This window comes from Pseudoalteromonas galatheae, from assembly GCF_005886105.2.
GTDB classification, from domain to species: Bacteria; Pseudomonadota; Gammaproteobacteria; order Enterobacterales; family Alteromonadaceae; genus Pseudoalteromonas; species Pseudoalteromonas galatheae.
The window spans coordinates 877,086-891,223 of sequence record NZ_PNCO02000001.1; the positions used below are offsets into that span (position 1 = coordinate 877,086).

General features: G+C 44.4%; 21 protein-coding genes. 17 read left to right on the forward strand and 4 right to left on the reverse strand.

Features of this window, described 5'->3' with window-relative positions:
- Positions 1 to 95: 95 nt before the first annotated feature.
- The 4 genes from CWC29_RS03785 to ettA form a co-directional block, all read right to left on the reverse strand.
- Positions 96 to 692: a DUF1190 domain-containing protein gene (locus CWC29_RS03785; protein WP_138523500.1), complete on the reverse strand. Its 597-nt coding sequence runs from the start codon at positions 690 to 692 to the stop codon at positions 96 to 98.
- A 9-nt stretch (positions 693 to 701) separates the two neighbouring features.
- Entirely contained in the window at positions 702 to 1,106 is a 405-nt protein-coding gene (locus CWC29_RS03790) for a DUF350 domain-containing protein (RefSeq protein ID WP_138523498.1), read from the reverse strand.
- 44 nt (positions 1,107 to 1,150) lie between these two features.
- The gene (locus CWC29_RS03795) at positions 1,151 to 1,516 is read right to left on the reverse strand and encodes a PilZ domain-containing protein (RefSeq protein ID WP_128728038.1); all 366 of its coding nucleotides are present in this window, start codon (positions 1,514 to 1,516) and stop codon (positions 1,151 to 1,153) included.
- A 218-nt stretch (positions 1,517 to 1,734) separates the two neighbouring features.
- Entirely contained in the window at positions 1,735 to 3,399 is a 1,665-nt protein-coding gene (gene ettA, locus CWC29_RS03800) for an energy-dependent translational throttle protein EttA (RefSeq protein WP_138523496.1), read from the reverse strand.
- Between the two features lie 423 nt (positions 3,400 to 3,822).
- Between ettA and CWC29_RS03805 the strand changes: the two genes are divergently transcribed.
- The 17 genes from CWC29_RS03805 to CWC29_RS03885 all read left to right on the forward strand — a co-directional run bounded on the left by CWC29_RS03805 (position 3,823) and on the right by CWC29_RS03885 (position 14,130).
- A complete protein-coding gene (locus CWC29_RS03805) occupies positions 3,823 to 4,101 on the forward strand; it encodes a helix-turn-helix domain-containing protein (RefSeq protein WP_138523494.1) in 279 nt (92 codons plus the stop codon).
- Positions 4,076 to 4,438 carry a hypothetical protein gene (locus CWC29_RS03810; RefSeq protein WP_138523492.1) on the forward strand — a complete coding sequence of 121 codons (363 nt, stop codon included), beginning with the start codon at positions 4,076 to 4,078 and terminating at the stop codon, positions 4,436 to 4,438. The genes CWC29_RS03805 and CWC29_RS03810 overlap by 26 nt, the downstream gene beginning before the upstream one ends.
- A gap of 20 nt (positions 4,439 to 4,458) precedes the next feature.
- Positions 4,459 to 4,878 carry a glycoside hydrolase family protein gene (locus CWC29_RS03815; RefSeq protein WP_138523490.1) on the forward strand — a complete coding sequence of 140 codons (420 nt, stop codon included), beginning with the start codon at positions 4,459 to 4,461 and terminating at the stop codon, positions 4,876 to 4,878.
- Positions 4,866 to 5,273 (forward strand): 3TM-type holin, encoded by a 408-nt coding sequence (locus CWC29_RS03820; protein WP_128728036.1) that lies wholly within the window; start codon positions 4,866 to 4,868, stop codon positions 5,271 to 5,273. Before CWC29_RS03815 ends, CWC29_RS03820 begins: the two co-directional genes overlap by 13 nt.
- Positions 5,270 to 5,518 carry a hypothetical protein gene (locus tag CWC29_RS03825; RefSeq protein ID WP_099031760.1) on the forward strand — a complete coding sequence of 83 codons (249 nt, stop codon included), beginning with the start codon at positions 5,270 to 5,272 and terminating at the stop codon, positions 5,516 to 5,518. Before CWC29_RS03820 ends, CWC29_RS03825 begins: the two co-directional genes overlap by 4 nt.
- 60 nt (positions 5,519 to 5,578) lie before the next feature.
- Entirely contained in the window at positions 5,579 to 6,421 is an 843-nt protein-coding gene (locus CWC29_RS03830; protein WP_128728035.1) for a baseplate assembly protein, read from the forward strand.
- Between the two features lie 8 nt (positions 6,422 to 6,429).
- Positions 6,430 to 7,341 (forward strand): phage tail protein I, encoded by a 912-nt coding sequence (locus CWC29_RS03835; protein ID WP_128728034.1) that lies wholly within the window; start codon positions 6,430 to 6,432, stop codon positions 7,339 to 7,341.
- 353 nt (positions 7,342 to 7,694) lie between these two features.
- A complete protein-coding gene (locus CWC29_RS03840; RefSeq protein WP_019647288.1) occupies positions 7,695 to 8,240 on the forward strand; it encodes a phage tail-collar fiber domain-containing protein in 546 nt (181 codons plus the stop codon).
- A 9-nt stretch (positions 8,241 to 8,249) separates the two neighbouring features.
- A complete protein-coding gene (locus CWC29_RS03845) occupies positions 8,250 to 9,026 on the forward strand; it encodes a phage tail protein (RefSeq protein WP_128728033.1) in 777 nt (258 codons plus the stop codon).
- A 10-nt stretch (positions 9,027 to 9,036) separates the two neighbouring features.
- Positions 9,037 to 9,351 carry a hypothetical protein gene (locus CWC29_RS03850; RefSeq protein WP_128728032.1) on the forward strand — a complete coding sequence of 105 codons (315 nt, stop codon included), beginning with the start codon at positions 9,037 to 9,039 and terminating at the stop codon, positions 9,349 to 9,351.
- Positions 9,352 to 9,478: 127 nt separating this feature from the next.
- Complete coding sequence (locus CWC29_RS03855; RefSeq protein WP_128728031.1) at positions 9,479 to 10,360, forward strand: hypothetical protein; 882 nt, start codon at positions 9,479 to 9,481, stop codon at positions 10,358 to 10,360.
- 2 nt (positions 10,361 to 10,362) lie between these two features.
- Positions 10,363 to 10,665 (forward strand): hypothetical protein, encoded by a 303-nt coding sequence (locus CWC29_RS03860; protein ID WP_128728030.1) that lies wholly within the window; start codon positions 10,363 to 10,365, stop codon positions 10,663 to 10,665.
- Between the two features lie 51 nt (positions 10,666 to 10,716).
- Positions 10,717 to 11,673 (forward strand): baseplate assembly protein, encoded by a 957-nt coding sequence (locus CWC29_RS03865; RefSeq protein WP_128728029.1) that lies wholly within the window; start codon positions 10,717 to 10,719, stop codon positions 11,671 to 11,673.
- Complete coding sequence (locus CWC29_RS03870) at positions 11,654 to 12,400, forward strand: phage tail protein I (RefSeq protein ID WP_138521746.1); 747 nt, start codon at positions 11,654 to 11,656, stop codon at positions 12,398 to 12,400. The genes CWC29_RS03865 and CWC29_RS03870 overlap by 20 nt, the downstream gene beginning before the upstream one ends.
- A gap of 62 nt (positions 12,401 to 12,462) precedes the next feature.
- Positions 12,463 to 12,999 carry a phage tail-collar fiber domain-containing protein gene (locus tag CWC29_RS03875; RefSeq protein ID WP_119231690.1) on the forward strand — a complete coding sequence of 179 codons (537 nt, stop codon included), beginning with the start codon at positions 12,463 to 12,465 and terminating at the stop codon, positions 12,997 to 12,999.
- 1 nt (position 13,000) lies between these two features.
- On the forward strand, positions 13,001 to 13,759 hold the full coding sequence (locus CWC29_RS03880) for a hypothetical protein (RefSeq protein ID WP_138521744.1): 759 nt from the start codon (positions 13,001 to 13,003) through the stop codon (positions 13,757 to 13,759).
- A 2-nt stretch (positions 13,760 to 13,761) separates the two neighbouring features.
- Positions 13,762 to 14,130: a hypothetical protein gene (locus CWC29_RS03885; protein ID WP_138521742.1), complete on the forward strand. Its 369-nt coding sequence runs from the start codon at positions 13,762 to 13,764 to the stop codon at positions 14,128 to 14,130.
- Positions 14,131 to 14,138: the final 8 nt, after the last annotated feature.

The following is a 14,138-nucleotide window of genomic DNA, read 5'->3' on the forward strand; positions in this document are numbered from 1 at the left end:
TCTAATATCAATTGCATAGATATCAAGTAAACTACAGAATACTCAATAAAAAGCCGAGTGAACCTCGGCTTATCTTTTATTAAGCTAAGGTTGGCTTAGCTGCCCCAACTGCCACCGCTACTACGAGTAGCACTACGACCAAACCCACCGCGACTACGTGATACGGAGCTGGCACGCGGCTTGTAATTGATGGTCGAGCTTTTGACCGACGTTGTACCAGAAGATTTTGCAGATGCGACAAACCCGTTTTGCGCATTTCGATAGCTAAAGAAGTCATCACGAGAGCGATACAGCGGTTTTGCGCCAGAATAGTAAGTGCCGCCTAAGTAAGCTGCCTTTTTCTTCTTGCGCTTTTTCATCATGTCTAAGCCTTCATCGACGCCCTCTGCAAGCGCAGCAACCATAAAGCCCGCCATAATTGGACGCCAGATCCCACCAACTGAATGCTCACAACGGTCAAAGCCAAAGTCGCTCTCGCATAACTGCTCAGAGGCATATTTGGGGGCTTCTTGACGGTGGCTGTCGAGTGCTTGTTGATATTGAAACTGGCATGCTTCTTCTTCAATACCGAATGATGTACATTCATCAACGTCTTTAAAAAGTAAGGCTGATTCGTCACTATCACCACACGCGGTCAACCCTCCTGTGGCGCCCATTAATAAAGTCAATTTTATTGTTCTACTCCTTTTCATCTTGACTCCTTAATAGGTCATGCATGCGGCATTCAAAATTCCGGTCGCAAGCGAGGCACCACCTAAGAACAGACCTGCACTGATGTGATTATTTTCGATTTTCTCAGATAACTTCGGCATATACAGCCTTACCATGAAGAAGGTAATTAATTGCATGACTCCTGCAATAATTCCCCAAACGGCAAAATCAATAAGTGATACTGCGTTTATAGCGGCACTGGCGATAGGCAACACAAAACCAATTAAGGTACCGCAAAACGCAGCTGCGGCAGCAGGATTGTTTTCTTTAACTAGTTTCCACTCACAATAAGGCGTAACTTTGGAGTAGATAAATAAAAAGGCTAAGGTAAGTAAGTAGGCAAGGCCGAAATAGGAAATAAAAGGGACAAATCCTTGTAAAGAATCCAAAATCATAATTTTCTCTTTGTTATTGTATCGAATTTGAAGTCCGATAGATATTAATCATCATCGTATGTGAGCTGCTCCAGCTCGCGATGTAGTATATCATCATCTCCAAGGTTAAGTTCAATAAGGCGCTTTAAATGCGTCACACTATCGAGGTCGATTTGGCGGCAATGTACGCCTAGGTGACCCTCTTCAACATGACGAACTTCTATCTCCATCGTAATTTGGATATCACTACCTGGTAGATAAAAGTTTAAACTTGCTGGGTCGTTTTTGAGTGGCACATAGCCATCGGGTAGGGTAAGCAACGCCCCATTGAGCGATAAATCCAATATTTCACAGCTAAAATCACCGCTTGAGGCCATAAACTGTGCTTCGTTTGAAAAAATAACTCTGGAAAAACGTCGACGTTCTTTCATTACTGATCCTAATAGTCCGTATAGGTAAATAATAGCTTATATCATTGTGCTCGCTACTAAAAATGACAATAAATTACGCCGGTTGGGAGGGAGTGGTGGTATTCGTTATTGACCTTGATCGTACTAGATAAATAAAGTAAAGCAGGTACTAAAAAACAAAAGAGGCTCCTAACGAGGAGCCTCAGATTATCATCGTCGATAGACTAATGTTTTGATTGTTAGCCAATCTTCTTATATTTGATACGTTTAGGCTCTGCCGCCTCAGCGCCAAAGGTCTTCTTCAGCCACTCTTCGTATTCGGTGTAGTTGCCGTCAAAGAAATTGATTTGGCCTTCATCACGGTAATCTAGAATGTGCGTCGCGATACGGTCTAGGAACCAACGGTCGTGCGAGATACACATAACGCAGCCTGGGAATTCCAAAATCGCATTTTCTAGCGCTCGTAACGTTTCAACGTCTAGATCGTTGGTTGGTTCATCCAGCAACAGTACGTTACCGCCTGCTTTTAGCAGTTTAGCTAAGTGCAGACGATTACGCTCACCACCGGAAAGCTCTTTTACAAACTTTTGTTGGTCATTGCCCTTAAAGTTAAAGCGGCCAACATAGGCGCGGCTCGGTACTTCAAAGTTGCCAATTTTAAGAATGTCTTGGCCGTTAGAGATCTCTTGGAATACGGTGTTATTACCGTCCATGTCATCACGGAACTGTTCAACTGTGGCGATTTCCACTGTTTCACCAATAGTGATGTTACCACTATCTGGCTGCTCTTGACCGCTTAGCATTCTAAACAGTGTTGATTTACCCGCGCCGTTTGCACCGATGATCCCAACAATTGCGCCTTTAGGTACGTTGAAGTTCAAATCGTCAATCAACAATCTGTCACCGAAGCTCTTACGTAAGTTGCTTACTTCAATCACTTGGTCGCCTAAGCGAGGGCCAGGTGGAATGAATAGCTCATTGGTTTCGTTACGCTTTTGATAGTCGTTTTGCTGAAGCTCAGTAAACTGCGCCATACGTGCTTTAGATTTAGCTTGGCGACCTTTCGGATTTGAGCGCACCCACTCAAGTTCTTTTTCAATCGACTTCTGGCGTGCTTTCTCTGACTTTTCTTCTTGCTTCAAGCGCGCATCTTTTTGCTCAAGCCATGAAGAATAGTTACCTTCCCAAGGAATGCCATGGCCACGGTCAAGCTCTAGAATCCAGCCAGCTACATTATCTAGGAAGTAGCGGTCGTGGGTGATCGCCACCACGGTGCCCTCGTAGTCATGAAGGAATCGCTCTAACCACGCAACTGACTCGGCATCTAAGTGGTTAGTTGGTTCGTCAAGAAGCAACATATCTGGTTTTTCAAGTAATAGGCGGCAGATAGCAACACGGCGCCTTTCACCACCAGAGAGATGCTCAATTTTTGCGTCCCATTCTGGTAAACGAAGCGCGTCGGCAGCGCGCTCAAGCGCATTATCTAGGTTATGACCGTCATGTGCTTGGATAATAGCTTCTAATTCGCCTTGCTCTTTGGCTAGCGCATCAAAGTCAGCATCTTCCATTGCGTACTCAGCGTACACTTCATCTAATCGACTTAGGGCGCGCTTGACTTCGCCAACCGCTTCTTCAATCGTTTCACGAACGGTTTTGCTTTCATCTAATACAGGCTCCTGCGGTAGGTAACCAATCTTAGTACCAGGTTGCGGACGTGCCTCGCCTTCGAATTCGTTATCCACACCCGCCATAATGCGAAGTAAGGTCGACTTACCTGCACCATTAAGACCTAAAACACCAATTTTAGCGCCCGGGAAAAAGCATAAAGAAATGTCTTTTAGAATAGTGCGCTTAGGTGGCACAACTTTGCTCACCCGCGACATGGTATAAATATATTGAGCCATGAGTTTCCAATCTCTCTTTTAAGTTAGATGTATTTTAGAGAAAGCCTTCCAGTGCTGCAATGTTGATAGTTCAGAACGAGGAAAAAACAATGTTTAAGCCAGTATTGGTTAACTATTGTAATTTTTTATTTACCTTTTAATAAGTTAAATAATTAATCTGTTTATTCATCCAGTATTAAATTGTAAGTGTATCATTGATAGGTCATTTTTGACCTGTTTCTAATCCGAGAAATCGCTATTATATCACTACGCTGAAGAAAGTTGTTAGATGAAAATGTTAACGAGAGACGGTGGGTTTTTACCGGAACTAAAAACTCGATGGCAAGGATGAACGACAACGTCGTTTTCGCTTTTCAGCGATCCCATTCAGCTAAGCAGAACAAATTTTCACTAGTCGTGTTTATTTTTAAGGTAAGGAGAACAATGACACTTATAAACATAGCCACATCCAGACTGGTGGGTCAAAGCAAACCAGCTCCAACCGGAGCCGAAATTCTTCGTGTTGCGCGAAAGCTTCGAGGTTACACGCAAGCCGAATCAGCCGCTCATTATGGTATTGAGGAGCGTACGTTAAGACGATGGGAAAATAGGGAATATAGCCCACGCTGGAATGATGTTATTGGCCTAGTTGAAGATGTGTACTTACTCGATATTTTAGAAGTGATAGGAAAAATCCATGACCAACAAGCAAGTGACAATTAAACAGGTACGTACTGCCCTTAAGCGCTGGGGTAAGTTTTGGTGTAGTAAAGAGCTAGGTAAGGGCTTTAGCCGTCAAGCTGCAACTGAAGCTATTGGCAGTTCATCAAGCCAATACGTCAGTGCAGAGCAGATACATGTGCCAGATGAAATTGCTCAACTTACTGCATCAATTGAGTTACTTAGACCAGAATGTAAGCGTGCAATCCGAGCTAAATACATGATGCATAACAAGGTGGTCGATGCAGCAAAAACATTGGGTTTTGACAGCAAGCGTTCAATGGAGTTTTGGTTATTGAAAGCTGAGCAAAGCTTGATGGTTAATATGTCGACACATTAGCAACAATAAAGGGGAATTGTATGTCCGTAATGAATACAGTAGAGCAACTCAAAAAACATGAGGGGTTTCGCCAATTTCCTTACCTGTGTACCGCGGGAAAACTGACTATTGGCTATGGTCGAAATCTCGATGATAAGGGAATTGATGAAGAAGAAGCAGAATCACTACTTGCTAGCGATGTGGAAAATGCCAAAGCGGCCGTGGCGCGCAGAATTGCAACCCAACACTGCAACGATGCACGGATGGCGGTGCTGGTAAATATGGCATTTAACTTAGGGATCACAGGGTTACTTAACTTTGGTCGAATGTTACAAGCGGTCGAGAAAGGTGATTTTGATACCGCCGCGCTAGAAATGTTAGATAGCCGATGGGCAAGACAAGTGCCTAATCGCGCCCAAGAGCTTGCTCAACAGATGATTTCAGGGGAATGGCAATCATGAGTCTATTAGGAAGCCTATTTTCTGCAAAAACAGTGGCTCCGATAGAAGCAATTGGCAATATTCTTGATGAATTGTTTACCAGTGAAGAAGAAGTACTTAAGCAAGAGCATTTAAAGGCGAGACTGATAGCAAAGCATGCATTAGTACAAGCGCAGATCAATCAAGTTCAAGCAGCGCATCGCAGTGTGTTTGTTGCGGGGGCGAGGCCTTTTTTGATGTGGGTGTGTGGTTTTGGCTTTTTGTTTTCGTTCGTGGTTAATCCAATTCTACAATGGTTAATGCCTGAACATGGTACGCCTGAGTTGCCGCTTGATGTGATGTTAGAGCTTACGCTTGCCATGTTAGGGCTTGCAGGGCTTAGAACCGTTGAGAAAGTAAAAGGGGTCAGCAAGTGAATCATCCTGAACAATGGCAAATGAAAAAAGAGTTTAATTTGGCCCACATTCTCACCACCATTGCGCTGTTGGTGTCTGGTGTTATTTACCTTGGCGACTTAGATAAAAGGATCACCACTAACTCCCAAGCGCTTGACCACCTCAAGCAAATTCGCCAAGAAGACCAAAAGCGCATCGAAAAGCGCTTAGATTCTATAGATAAAAAATTAGATACGTTGCTCGGTGCCCGCAGAGTGGGTTCGTAGCGCCGCTATTATCGGCCGTATTGGCTTTCTTTATCCAACCCCATTTAAAAGGAGAGTAGCATGAATAATGCTATCGATTTGACGCGCCTATCTGCACCTGATGTGTTGGAGACAGTCAGCTATGAAGCTATTTATCAGGAATTAGAAGCGCAATTGCAACAGCAGTTTCCAGATTATCCATTTCTTCCCTCTGATCCAGCAATAAAGCTGATGGAGCTTTTTGCTTATCGCGAGGTATTACTGAGACAGCGTGTGAATGACGCCGCACAATCTGTGATGGTGGCATATGCCACGGGCAGTGACTTGGATCATTTGGGTGTTTTGTTCGGTGTGGCGCGAGAAGGAGCGGAATCGGATGAACGCTATCGTTTACGGATCCCACTTTCTCTTGAAAGTCATTCAATGGGAGGCACGTCTGGTGCTTATCAGTACCACGCGTTTACCGCTTCTGCAAAAGTGAAAGACGTATTTGTTGAATCAACGTTGCCGGGTATTGTTGAAGTCCATGTGTTACCAGTTGCTGATGTGGTGACTTTGGAAGATAAAGAAGCACTGAGAACAGAGGTGTTACGTTACCTCAATGACGAAGATGTTAGACCGCTTACGGACCTTGTACGCGTGCATTTGGTAGAGCCAACGGCCTACAGGATTGAAGCCGATATTTACTTTAATGCAGGTATTAATACGGAGCAGGTTAAAGTGTCCATCCATCGTGCAATTGAAAACTTTATTCAATCGCATTACTTGCTCGGGAAAGAAGTACCTAGCTCGGGGCTTATTGATGCTTTGCATCAAGGAGGAGTAAGAAAAGTGAAGCTTCGCTCGATGCATGACGACCTCTCACCAAGTGCTAAAAATGCAGCTTACTGTCGTGATGTGCAATTACATTTTCCAACGGAGTAAGGTGATCTATGACAAGTTATCATAAATTACTGCCACCTGGCACATCACCGCTGGTTCGCACCGTTGCCGAGCTAGTCGAAGACTTACCGAGTAAGCTTGAGGTAACACCAACAATCCCAGAATATGTGGGCAAGCAATGGCACCCAGAGACCTGCCCTGAGGCTTTATTACCTTGGCTTGCATGGTCTTTATCAGTAGATGAGTGGGATGAAAGCTGGCCGGTAGATACCAAACGGGCATTTATCGCCAATTCGGTCAAAGTGCATAAGCACAAAGGCACGGTTGGCTCAGTAAAGCGAGCATTGGCAGCGCTGGGGGTAAGTGTTGAGTTTTTTGAATGGTTTCAAGAAATTGATGATATAGCACTGGCGCCTTATCAATCAAAGCAGCCGCATACCTTTATGTTTATCGCGTGGGCGAATGAAATTCCGTATACCAGTGACGCTGTGATCTTAAGTCCGGAGCTTTACCAAGCTGTTAAAGATGTTACCGATAGTACTAAACCAAAACGTGCCCATTTCGACTTTTTAGTCGGTGCCAAAATGAGCCTAAAACTGCAAACAGCCTCTATTGCCAGTGGCTTGCAAGTTGCGAGAAAGTCAGCGCAAACTGAGGCCGTAAAAGCACCCGCTGCCACCGTATCAGCGGCATTTGCATTGGCAAGCAATAAACAAATCGCAGCGACAGGCCGGTATATGAAAAGCCAGCATGTGAATGCGTATTTACAAAGCTCTGCGCGAGTAGGGCTTCACTTAAATAATCGCCGTCATGTAGTAAGCCGAATTTATTTAACCAATGAGCAAAGACTGCCTGCCGCCAAGTTTGACTTTACGACGGAACTTGCGAGCACTTTGCACTTTAATAACCGTCGTTTTCAAGTGGCTAGATTCTACTGCCACACTTATACCAATTTGTCTTAATATTTGCTCAATTTGAAGGAGTAAATCTGATGCTAACGGCGTTAAAAATTTCTCATTTAGAACAACTAAATAGCAAAATTTTCGTCTGGTTATCGACAAGATTTTCTCGCCTCAAAATAGCTCACTTAATTAAGCAAATTGGTATTAATCATCGCAGCAATTTAGCCTACAACCGCTATTGGAATAGCGAATAAACACTTCAATTGATGTCATCAGCGTTTACCCAGCGGTAGTACCTATTGGTATAAAACCCATTGCTGTCATTTCATATCAATGTGCTTAATAAACCAACTTATTAAATGAGTTGTGTATTGATGCGGGTTGATATCACTCAACAAAAGGAGACAGGTGCTGTGAGCACGATTTTACGGCCGACCATCACCACCGCGGGTTTGGAAGCAGTATTTAACGCCCAAAAAAATGGCTTTCAAGCGAAGATCAGCAAGGTAGGGCTTGGTACTGGCAATTATACGCCAGATCAAGGCCGCCGCCAGCTACAACAAGAAGTCCACCGCATTATGGTGGCAAGTGGCGAAGATAAGGGGAATGCCCAAATCCATATGAGTGTGATTGATGATACCGATCACAACTTTTGGGTCAATGAAGTGGGCTTTTATATCGAAAGCGAAGCAAATGGCCAAACACAAGAGGTGCTATTTGCGGTGTATTCTTCACCAGATAGACCTATTGCTTATAAATCGGCGGAAGTCGATTTACTTCTTGCTTTTGATTTGGTGCTAACGGGCGTGCCTGCCGACGCCGTTACCATCGTCGATAACGGCGTTAATCTAAATATTCTTATCGCCCCTGAACTTGCCAAGCTAGGCGCTGCGCAAATTAACAATATGACTCGTCATCTTAAACAGAAGTTTGAGTTGATGGACAAAGGAATTTTATAGGAGCAACTCATGGCATTAGAACAAGATATTGCTAATCTCATTCAGTCTACGGATGCTTTAACGGCGGTGGTGGATAACAAGGCGCAGCAGCTCGATAACCAAATGGCTGCCTTTGACACGCGTATTGCGAAAAAAGAGCAAGATGTCGACAAATTTATTCAAGAGGCGATGCCAGAAACACGCTATGTTCAGGATATTTTTATCGGTGGTTCAAAGGATTATTTTTATCCGGTGTGGTGGACTATGCCCGGTAATGCTGCGGGAGTGAGTAAGTTAACGATTGCTCGTCAGTATTCTTGGAATAGTGACACACAACCCTTAAACACCACAAGCCCTCACCAAGCGGCACTTTTACTTGAATTGGAAGGGAATGCAACGGCTTGGCACGGTGATTCAAATTTTCTACACGTTAAACGCTTTCATGAGCGTTATAACCCAACCGTAAGCCATGCCAGTTTTTCTATGTACTGCAAACGCGAAAAAGCGGATTCAAGTTTAGATCTATATGGGGGCGGTGAAGAAGGTGCCTTTGGTGCATTCTGTGCTACTCATAGCGGGGTTTATTTAAGAGGTGGCGGTCTGAAATATCGAATTATTAAAAACTGGAAAGGCGACGTATGGTTCCATGACGGTAGCGATCAAGAAAGACGGAATCTATATGCAAGAAGCTGGGATAATTGGACAGTTCGTTGGTACGCAGAGCCAATTCCATTTGCCGAGCGCTTAGCCCCAACACTAAGCTCTATTCCATACGCAAACCATCCATATACACCACCAACAGCTTAAAGGAGTCACAATGGAAATTAAAACCTTAAAAATCGGTGATGATGAACTGATTAATGTACCAGCAGATGAAAAAACATTGGCAGATTTGGGAGTCGCCAGTGCTGATATTCCAGGCATTCTAGCTGAGGCAAAGCATGCTCAGCTTGCAGCGCAATGTATGCATGCTAGAAGTTTTGCTTACCAGTGCGAGTCAGATGGTCTTGCCTTCGATTACTTAGCGGCAATGGCCGAATTTGGTGAAGCGAGTGAAGCCGCACAAGCGGCAAAAACTGCGTGGCTGCAAGCGCGAAGCACCATTAAAAACCGCTATCCAAAACCGCAATAACACCAATCTACAACGACTTTAGGCTATTAAGCCCACCATTCGGTGGGCTTTTTTTTGCCTGATTTACCGCTGAGATAACACTCAGTATTCCTTTTATAAATTGTATTAACCATATGGAGAAAAAAACATGGCATTAGAACAAGATATTGCCAAATTGATTGAGGCGTCAAACGACCTCACCGCAACCGTCGATAATAAAATTCAAGATATTACGGCGAAATTAGATGCGAAAAGAGCAGAGGTCGATGCGCGCTTGCAAGCTAAAGAGCAGGCTGTGGACGCAAAAATTACGAGTTTCCAACGAGCTTTGCCTTTAGCACCTAATGCACTTTCTGATACTAAGCATTTCAATAATATTTGTGCCGATGTACCTAACGGCACGGCTGTTGATGTGATTGCGGCGCATGTCGCACCGTGGAGCAGTTTTTATCATCGTGGTACCGAGGGAACAGGAACAATCACTAAGTTATCACTAGCTCAGTTGGCGGAATTCGGTCTCACTCCAAATGAAGAGTTTCTAAGGCGAGGTTTGGGAGCGAAAGATTCCGATGGTGACAACTATTATGGAAGCGATTATAGAGTCCTTCTGCTGGATGTTGTTGTGAATAAAGGACGAGATGATAACCCCGCTGAAGGTAATCTATTTGTACTGAATCAGGGATGTGAAAGATATATTGGTTGGGGTAAGGGGGAGTTTTTAACACAAGCAAGTTGCTGGATTAATGTGTTGGAACAAACCGGTACATTACGATTCTACCCATCCCAAAATCGCTCAGCATCAATTTCTGTTGATAGCTCAGATGCAGGTAAAGGTTGGCAATACAAGTCGAATAGAAGAACAGGCTGGGGTGGATGTCATCAACAATGCTTTGTAGGACTCGGTAGTATGAAGGTGGCCATTGCGTTGCCTTATGTTGGTACGGGCGATCATGGTGACAACATGATCTGGGCTGATAGTGTCGGCTACCCATACACTCACGTAGGTCCAACTTTAAGCGAAGGAGTATAAACATGGCGATTTTAAAATTAAAAACAACAGGTAAAGCGATTGCTGGTGGTATTGTTGATGATGCACACGCGGCACATCTTGCAAAAGAAGCTGAAGTTGATTTCGCTTTATGTGAAATAGAATACAGCCCTAAAGAAATCAGCGAGTTAAGACGCAAACATTACAGCGCCAACACCGACTTCTTATTCTTTGACTATATGGCTGCGGTTACTGAATATGGTGAAACCTCAGAAAAAGCTGTGGCAGCAAAGCAGACTTGGATGAATAAACGCGCCGAAATTAAGTCAACATTGCCAAACCTTTAAACATCAAATTACACGGCTCCTGAAGGGAGTCGTGTTACAACAGGCCCCATTATGTCTTTAACTAACTTCAGTGCGGTCAGTCTTAGTCAATTACCCGCATCCGATTTACTTGAACCCGTTGAATTTAAATCGCTTTATAACGAACTAAAGCAAGCCGTAGAACACGCCTGCCCAGAACTTTCTGAGCTGCTACCTAGCGACCCCATCGTCAAGCTGATGGAAGTCTTTGCTTATCGAGAGCTGTTATTACGTCAACAGATTAATGAAGGCGCGCAGCAGGTATTGCTGGCAAAAGCCACGAGCAGTGAACTCGATTATTTGGGGAATCGTTTTGCGGTGATACGAGAAGCTGGGGAGAGTGACGAGCGCTTTCGAGCGCGTATTCAATTGGCACTAGAAGGGTTTAGTACGGCAGGGCCAATTGGTGCTTATTGTTTTCACACGCTTAAAGCCTTACCTCAAGTTAAGGATGTTTTTGTTGAGTCTCCCGAATTTGAGCAGCTTCAGGTCGAGCCACCATTATCAGACTTAGTACCAGAGCATACGAAATTGCTGCATTGTAGCCATGCCGCTAGGCTTCTAGATGCCGCACCGGGGGATGTTGCGATAACGGTGCTGACAGATAGAGGCAATGGCATACCAAATCACGACGAAATCACTGCAATTACAGAGCATTTGTTTCAAGAAGACATTAGGCCTTTGACGGATAGACCACGAGTGCTCTCAGCTGAGGTAAAAGAATTTACCCTCCGCGCCACGCTTTATTTATATCCAGGCCCCGATGAAGAAAACGTGAAATCTACGGTAGAGCAAAGCGTGCAGCAATGGTTAAAAACACATCATAAACTCAATCATGATATTCGTTTATCTGGGCTTTACAGTGCGCTACACCAAGCAGGTGTGCAACGTGTTGAGCTTCTCTCACCTACCGCCGACATTATCAATACCCCTTGGCAGGCTGCGTTTTGTACACAAGTGGAGATAAACATTGCAGGAAGAGATATTTAATACACTATTACCGCACTCAAGCACTAAGCTTGAGCATGCGTTGGCAAAGGCGCTAAGTAAAGTTTCTGCGACTCCTGTTCCACTTGGTAGTCTTTGGGATCCCTGGCGATGTCCCGAGCATTTTTTACCTTGGCTTGCGGATGCACTCAGCGTGGACTTTTGGGATAGCGCTTGGCCAATTGAAGTGAAGCGCAAGATTATAGCGAATAGCGTGCCCGATCATCGAATAAAAGGGACGGTTACTGCAATAAAAAGCGCGCTCTCCACTCTAGCTGCAAAAGTTGAGCTTAAAGAGTGGTGGCAACAAGAAAATCCTCACGCGTTTACGCCGCATTCTGCACAGATCATTGCGTTGGCCGCTCAGAACCTAGATCCAGCAGGTAGCACGCTACTGACTCCTAAGCTGCAAGCACAACTTTGGCAAGCTGTGGTGATGACAAAACCATGTCGCAGCCAAATTAGTTTGCGTGTAGGTGTACAGCAAAGTACAGGCTTATCGCTCAATACCGTCAGTCAGTCTGCGAGTCTCCAGCGAACGTGGATGCCTCAACACACAGATAATGTTGCAAATGTAAGCCTGTTGTATCTTGCTGGTACTTCTGTCTTGCAAGGGGTGGGCAAAATATCCGGTGAAGTGCGCTCTGATCTAAAAAGTGCTTCTAGCCTTTATGTTCACGCAGCGCCCTTTGCTATCCAAATCCAGCGACAGTCGTTTTATTGCTACTAATACCTAAACAAAGCTGCTGCAAAAACAAACTTGAAGATTAACAGACTCTAAAGGAATGACTCATGGAACAATTTACGCCGCTTATTACGCAGGCGGGATTAAACGCGGCCGTTAATGCCAAAGCTAATGGTTTTACCATTGATATTAGCGCGATTGCGGTAGGCACTTCTGGCTATACGCCGTCTCGTAGCCAAACCAGGCTGCGAGGCGAAAAAAATCGAGTGGCGATTGCCGGCGGGCAAGTTGTTGGTGACGGGCAATTTCATATTACCGGACATTTTATTGACGATGCTGAGTACGCGGTGCGCGAAGTGGGTTTTTATCTTGCCGATGGCACTTTGTTTGCCGTTTGGTCTCACCCGCAAAATGTACTTTTTTATCAAACACCCATTGCACAAATCGTACAAGGGTTTGATCTGCTGTTAAGTGCTGCACCGGTAGACGCTATCACGATTAATACCACAGGCGATTTAACGCTTTTCTATGCCGCTGAATTTCTCGACATGCTGGTGGCACAAACCCAACAACTGAGTGCGCAAATTCAAGCGAATCACCGACAGATTCAATTCAACAACAGACTACTACAGCTAGGAGTGTAATATGGCGGATTATCAGCCAATGACATTAGAGCAGCGCATCGCCGCACTGCAAGCCGAGAACGGCAGATTAATCGATTCAAATAATGCCCTCACACAAACCGTGATCGGCAAAATGGGAGAAATTAATCATGCGCTGAGTGATGCACAGCAAGATATTAGCGAAGCGGTTGTTTTGGCAGGAGCAAAAACAGATCAAGCGATCCTTAATTTTGCAGATAGCCACTCTGATTTGCGAATTAATTATTATGATAGGGCAGATCATTCTAAGAGCTCGTTAAATATAGAAGCTGAACCTGAAGCTCCACATATTTCAAAATGGGTAAAAGTACCTATCGCTACGCAGGGTTACTACACTTATCCAGCTCCTCAGGCGCTGACCAAAATACATCTGACTCGTAGTTATAGCTATGCACCTGGTCACAGTGAAGAAGATCAATATAGTCATGATTGGTCTAGAAGCTTTCCTCAATTTGTATTAGCGAATTATGAAGCAACAAGTGATCAGATTAACGCTGAGGTTGAGCGTTTAGGCCTTCAGCCAAAAATTACTGGTGGATGGAATGCATGTGCAACCACCCAGACTATTGACACAATTAAGCTTCATGGTCTGCACCCTTATTCAATGCTATTTGTTCGCTTTGTTAATATGCTCCCATCGCCCGTTGGCAGTGACAAAACACCACAAAATATCGTTGAATTTGGTGGTAACGCCACTTTTGCTGTTGACCGTGTTATTAACTATCCAAGAATCGAGGTGTAATTATGCAAGAACAAATTCCTTCACAACAAGATCATTTAGCTTTACTCGCGTATCTAGACAAGCAAGTAAAGCGCGGGCAAATAAGCCGAGAAGTGGCGGATGTAGAATCTATTATTGGTACTACTGCAGATACAGGTCACCTGGTATTAGTTGAGTTTATTAAGCTGCTTGATGGTCTCAGCAAAGCAACAACACTTGCCGAGATGCGTGCAGCGGCATCACAGAGGCGTGACAGCTTAGGTACATTAACCACAAAAGTGCTGAATAATGAGATTCAGTTTCCCTACCAAGGTAAAGGCGCTGAAAGTGTTTACCAAGAAATTGAATCTCGCGCCACTGGTGTTGCAAGCATTTTAACTTCCTCAGAATAAGGCGCTCC

Bases quoted from the DNA above. Each gene is read 5' to 3' on its own strand.
- CWC29_RS03785 (WP_138523500.1), bottom strand. From the start codon at position 692: ATGAAAAGGAGTAGAACAATAAAATTGACTTTATTAATGGGCGCCACA.
- CWC29_RS03790 (WP_138523498.1), bottom strand. From the start codon at position 1,106: ATGATTTTGGATTCTTTACAAGGATTTGTCCCTTTTATTTCCTATTTC.
- CWC29_RS03795 (WP_128728038.1), bottom strand. From the start codon at position 1,516: ATGAAAGAACGTCGACGTTTTTCCAGAGTTATTTTTTCAAACGAAGCA.
- ettA (WP_138523496.1), bottom strand. From the start codon at position 3,399: ATGGCTCAATATATTTATACCATGTCGCGGGTGAGCAAAGTTGTGCCA.
- CWC29_RS03805 (WP_138523494.1), top strand. From the start codon at position 3,823: ATGACACTTATAAACATAGCCACATCCAGACTGGTGGGTCAAAGCAAA.
- CWC29_RS03810 (WP_138523492.1), top strand. From the start codon at position 4,076: ATGACCAACAAGCAAGTGACAATTAAACAGGTACGTACTGCCCTTAAG.
- CWC29_RS03815 (WP_138523490.1), top strand. From the start codon at position 4,459: ATGTCCGTAATGAATACAGTAGAGCAACTCAAAAAACATGAGGGGTTT.
- CWC29_RS03820 (WP_128728036.1), top strand. From the start codon at position 4,866: ATGGCAATCATGAGTCTATTAGGAAGCCTATTTTCTGCAAAAACAGTG.
- CWC29_RS03830 (WP_128728035.1), top strand. From the start codon at position 5,579: ATGAATAATGCTATCGATTTGACGCGCCTATCTGCACCTGATGTGTTG.
- CWC29_RS03835 (WP_128728034.1), top strand. From the start codon at position 6,430: ATGACAAGTTATCATAAATTACTGCCACCTGGCACATCACCGCTGGTT.
- CWC29_RS03845 (WP_128728033.1), top strand. From the start codon at position 8,250: ATGGCATTAGAACAAGATATTGCTAATCTCATTCAGTCTACGGATGCT.
- CWC29_RS03850 (WP_128728032.1), top strand. From the start codon at position 9,037: ATGGAAATTAAAACCTTAAAAATCGGTGATGATGAACTGATTAATGTA.
- CWC29_RS03855 (WP_128728031.1), top strand. From the start codon at position 9,479: ATGGCATTAGAACAAGATATTGCCAAATTGATTGAGGCGTCAAACGAC.
- CWC29_RS03860 (WP_128728030.1), top strand. From the start codon at position 10,363: ATGGCGATTTTAAAATTAAAAACAACAGGTAAAGCGATTGCTGGTGGT.
- CWC29_RS03865 (WP_128728029.1), top strand. From the start codon at position 10,717: ATGTCTTTAACTAACTTCAGTGCGGTCAGTCTTAGTCAATTACCCGCA.
- CWC29_RS03875 (WP_119231690.1), top strand. From the start codon at position 12,463: ATGGAACAATTTACGCCGCTTATTACGCAGGCGGGATTAAACGCGGCC.
- CWC29_RS03880 (WP_138521744.1), top strand. From the start codon at position 13,001: ATGGCGGATTATCAGCCAATGACATTAGAGCAGCGCATCGCCGCACTG.
- CWC29_RS03885 (WP_138521742.1), top strand. From the start codon at position 13,762: ATGCAAGAACAAATTCCTTCACAACAAGATCATTTAGCTTTACTCGCG.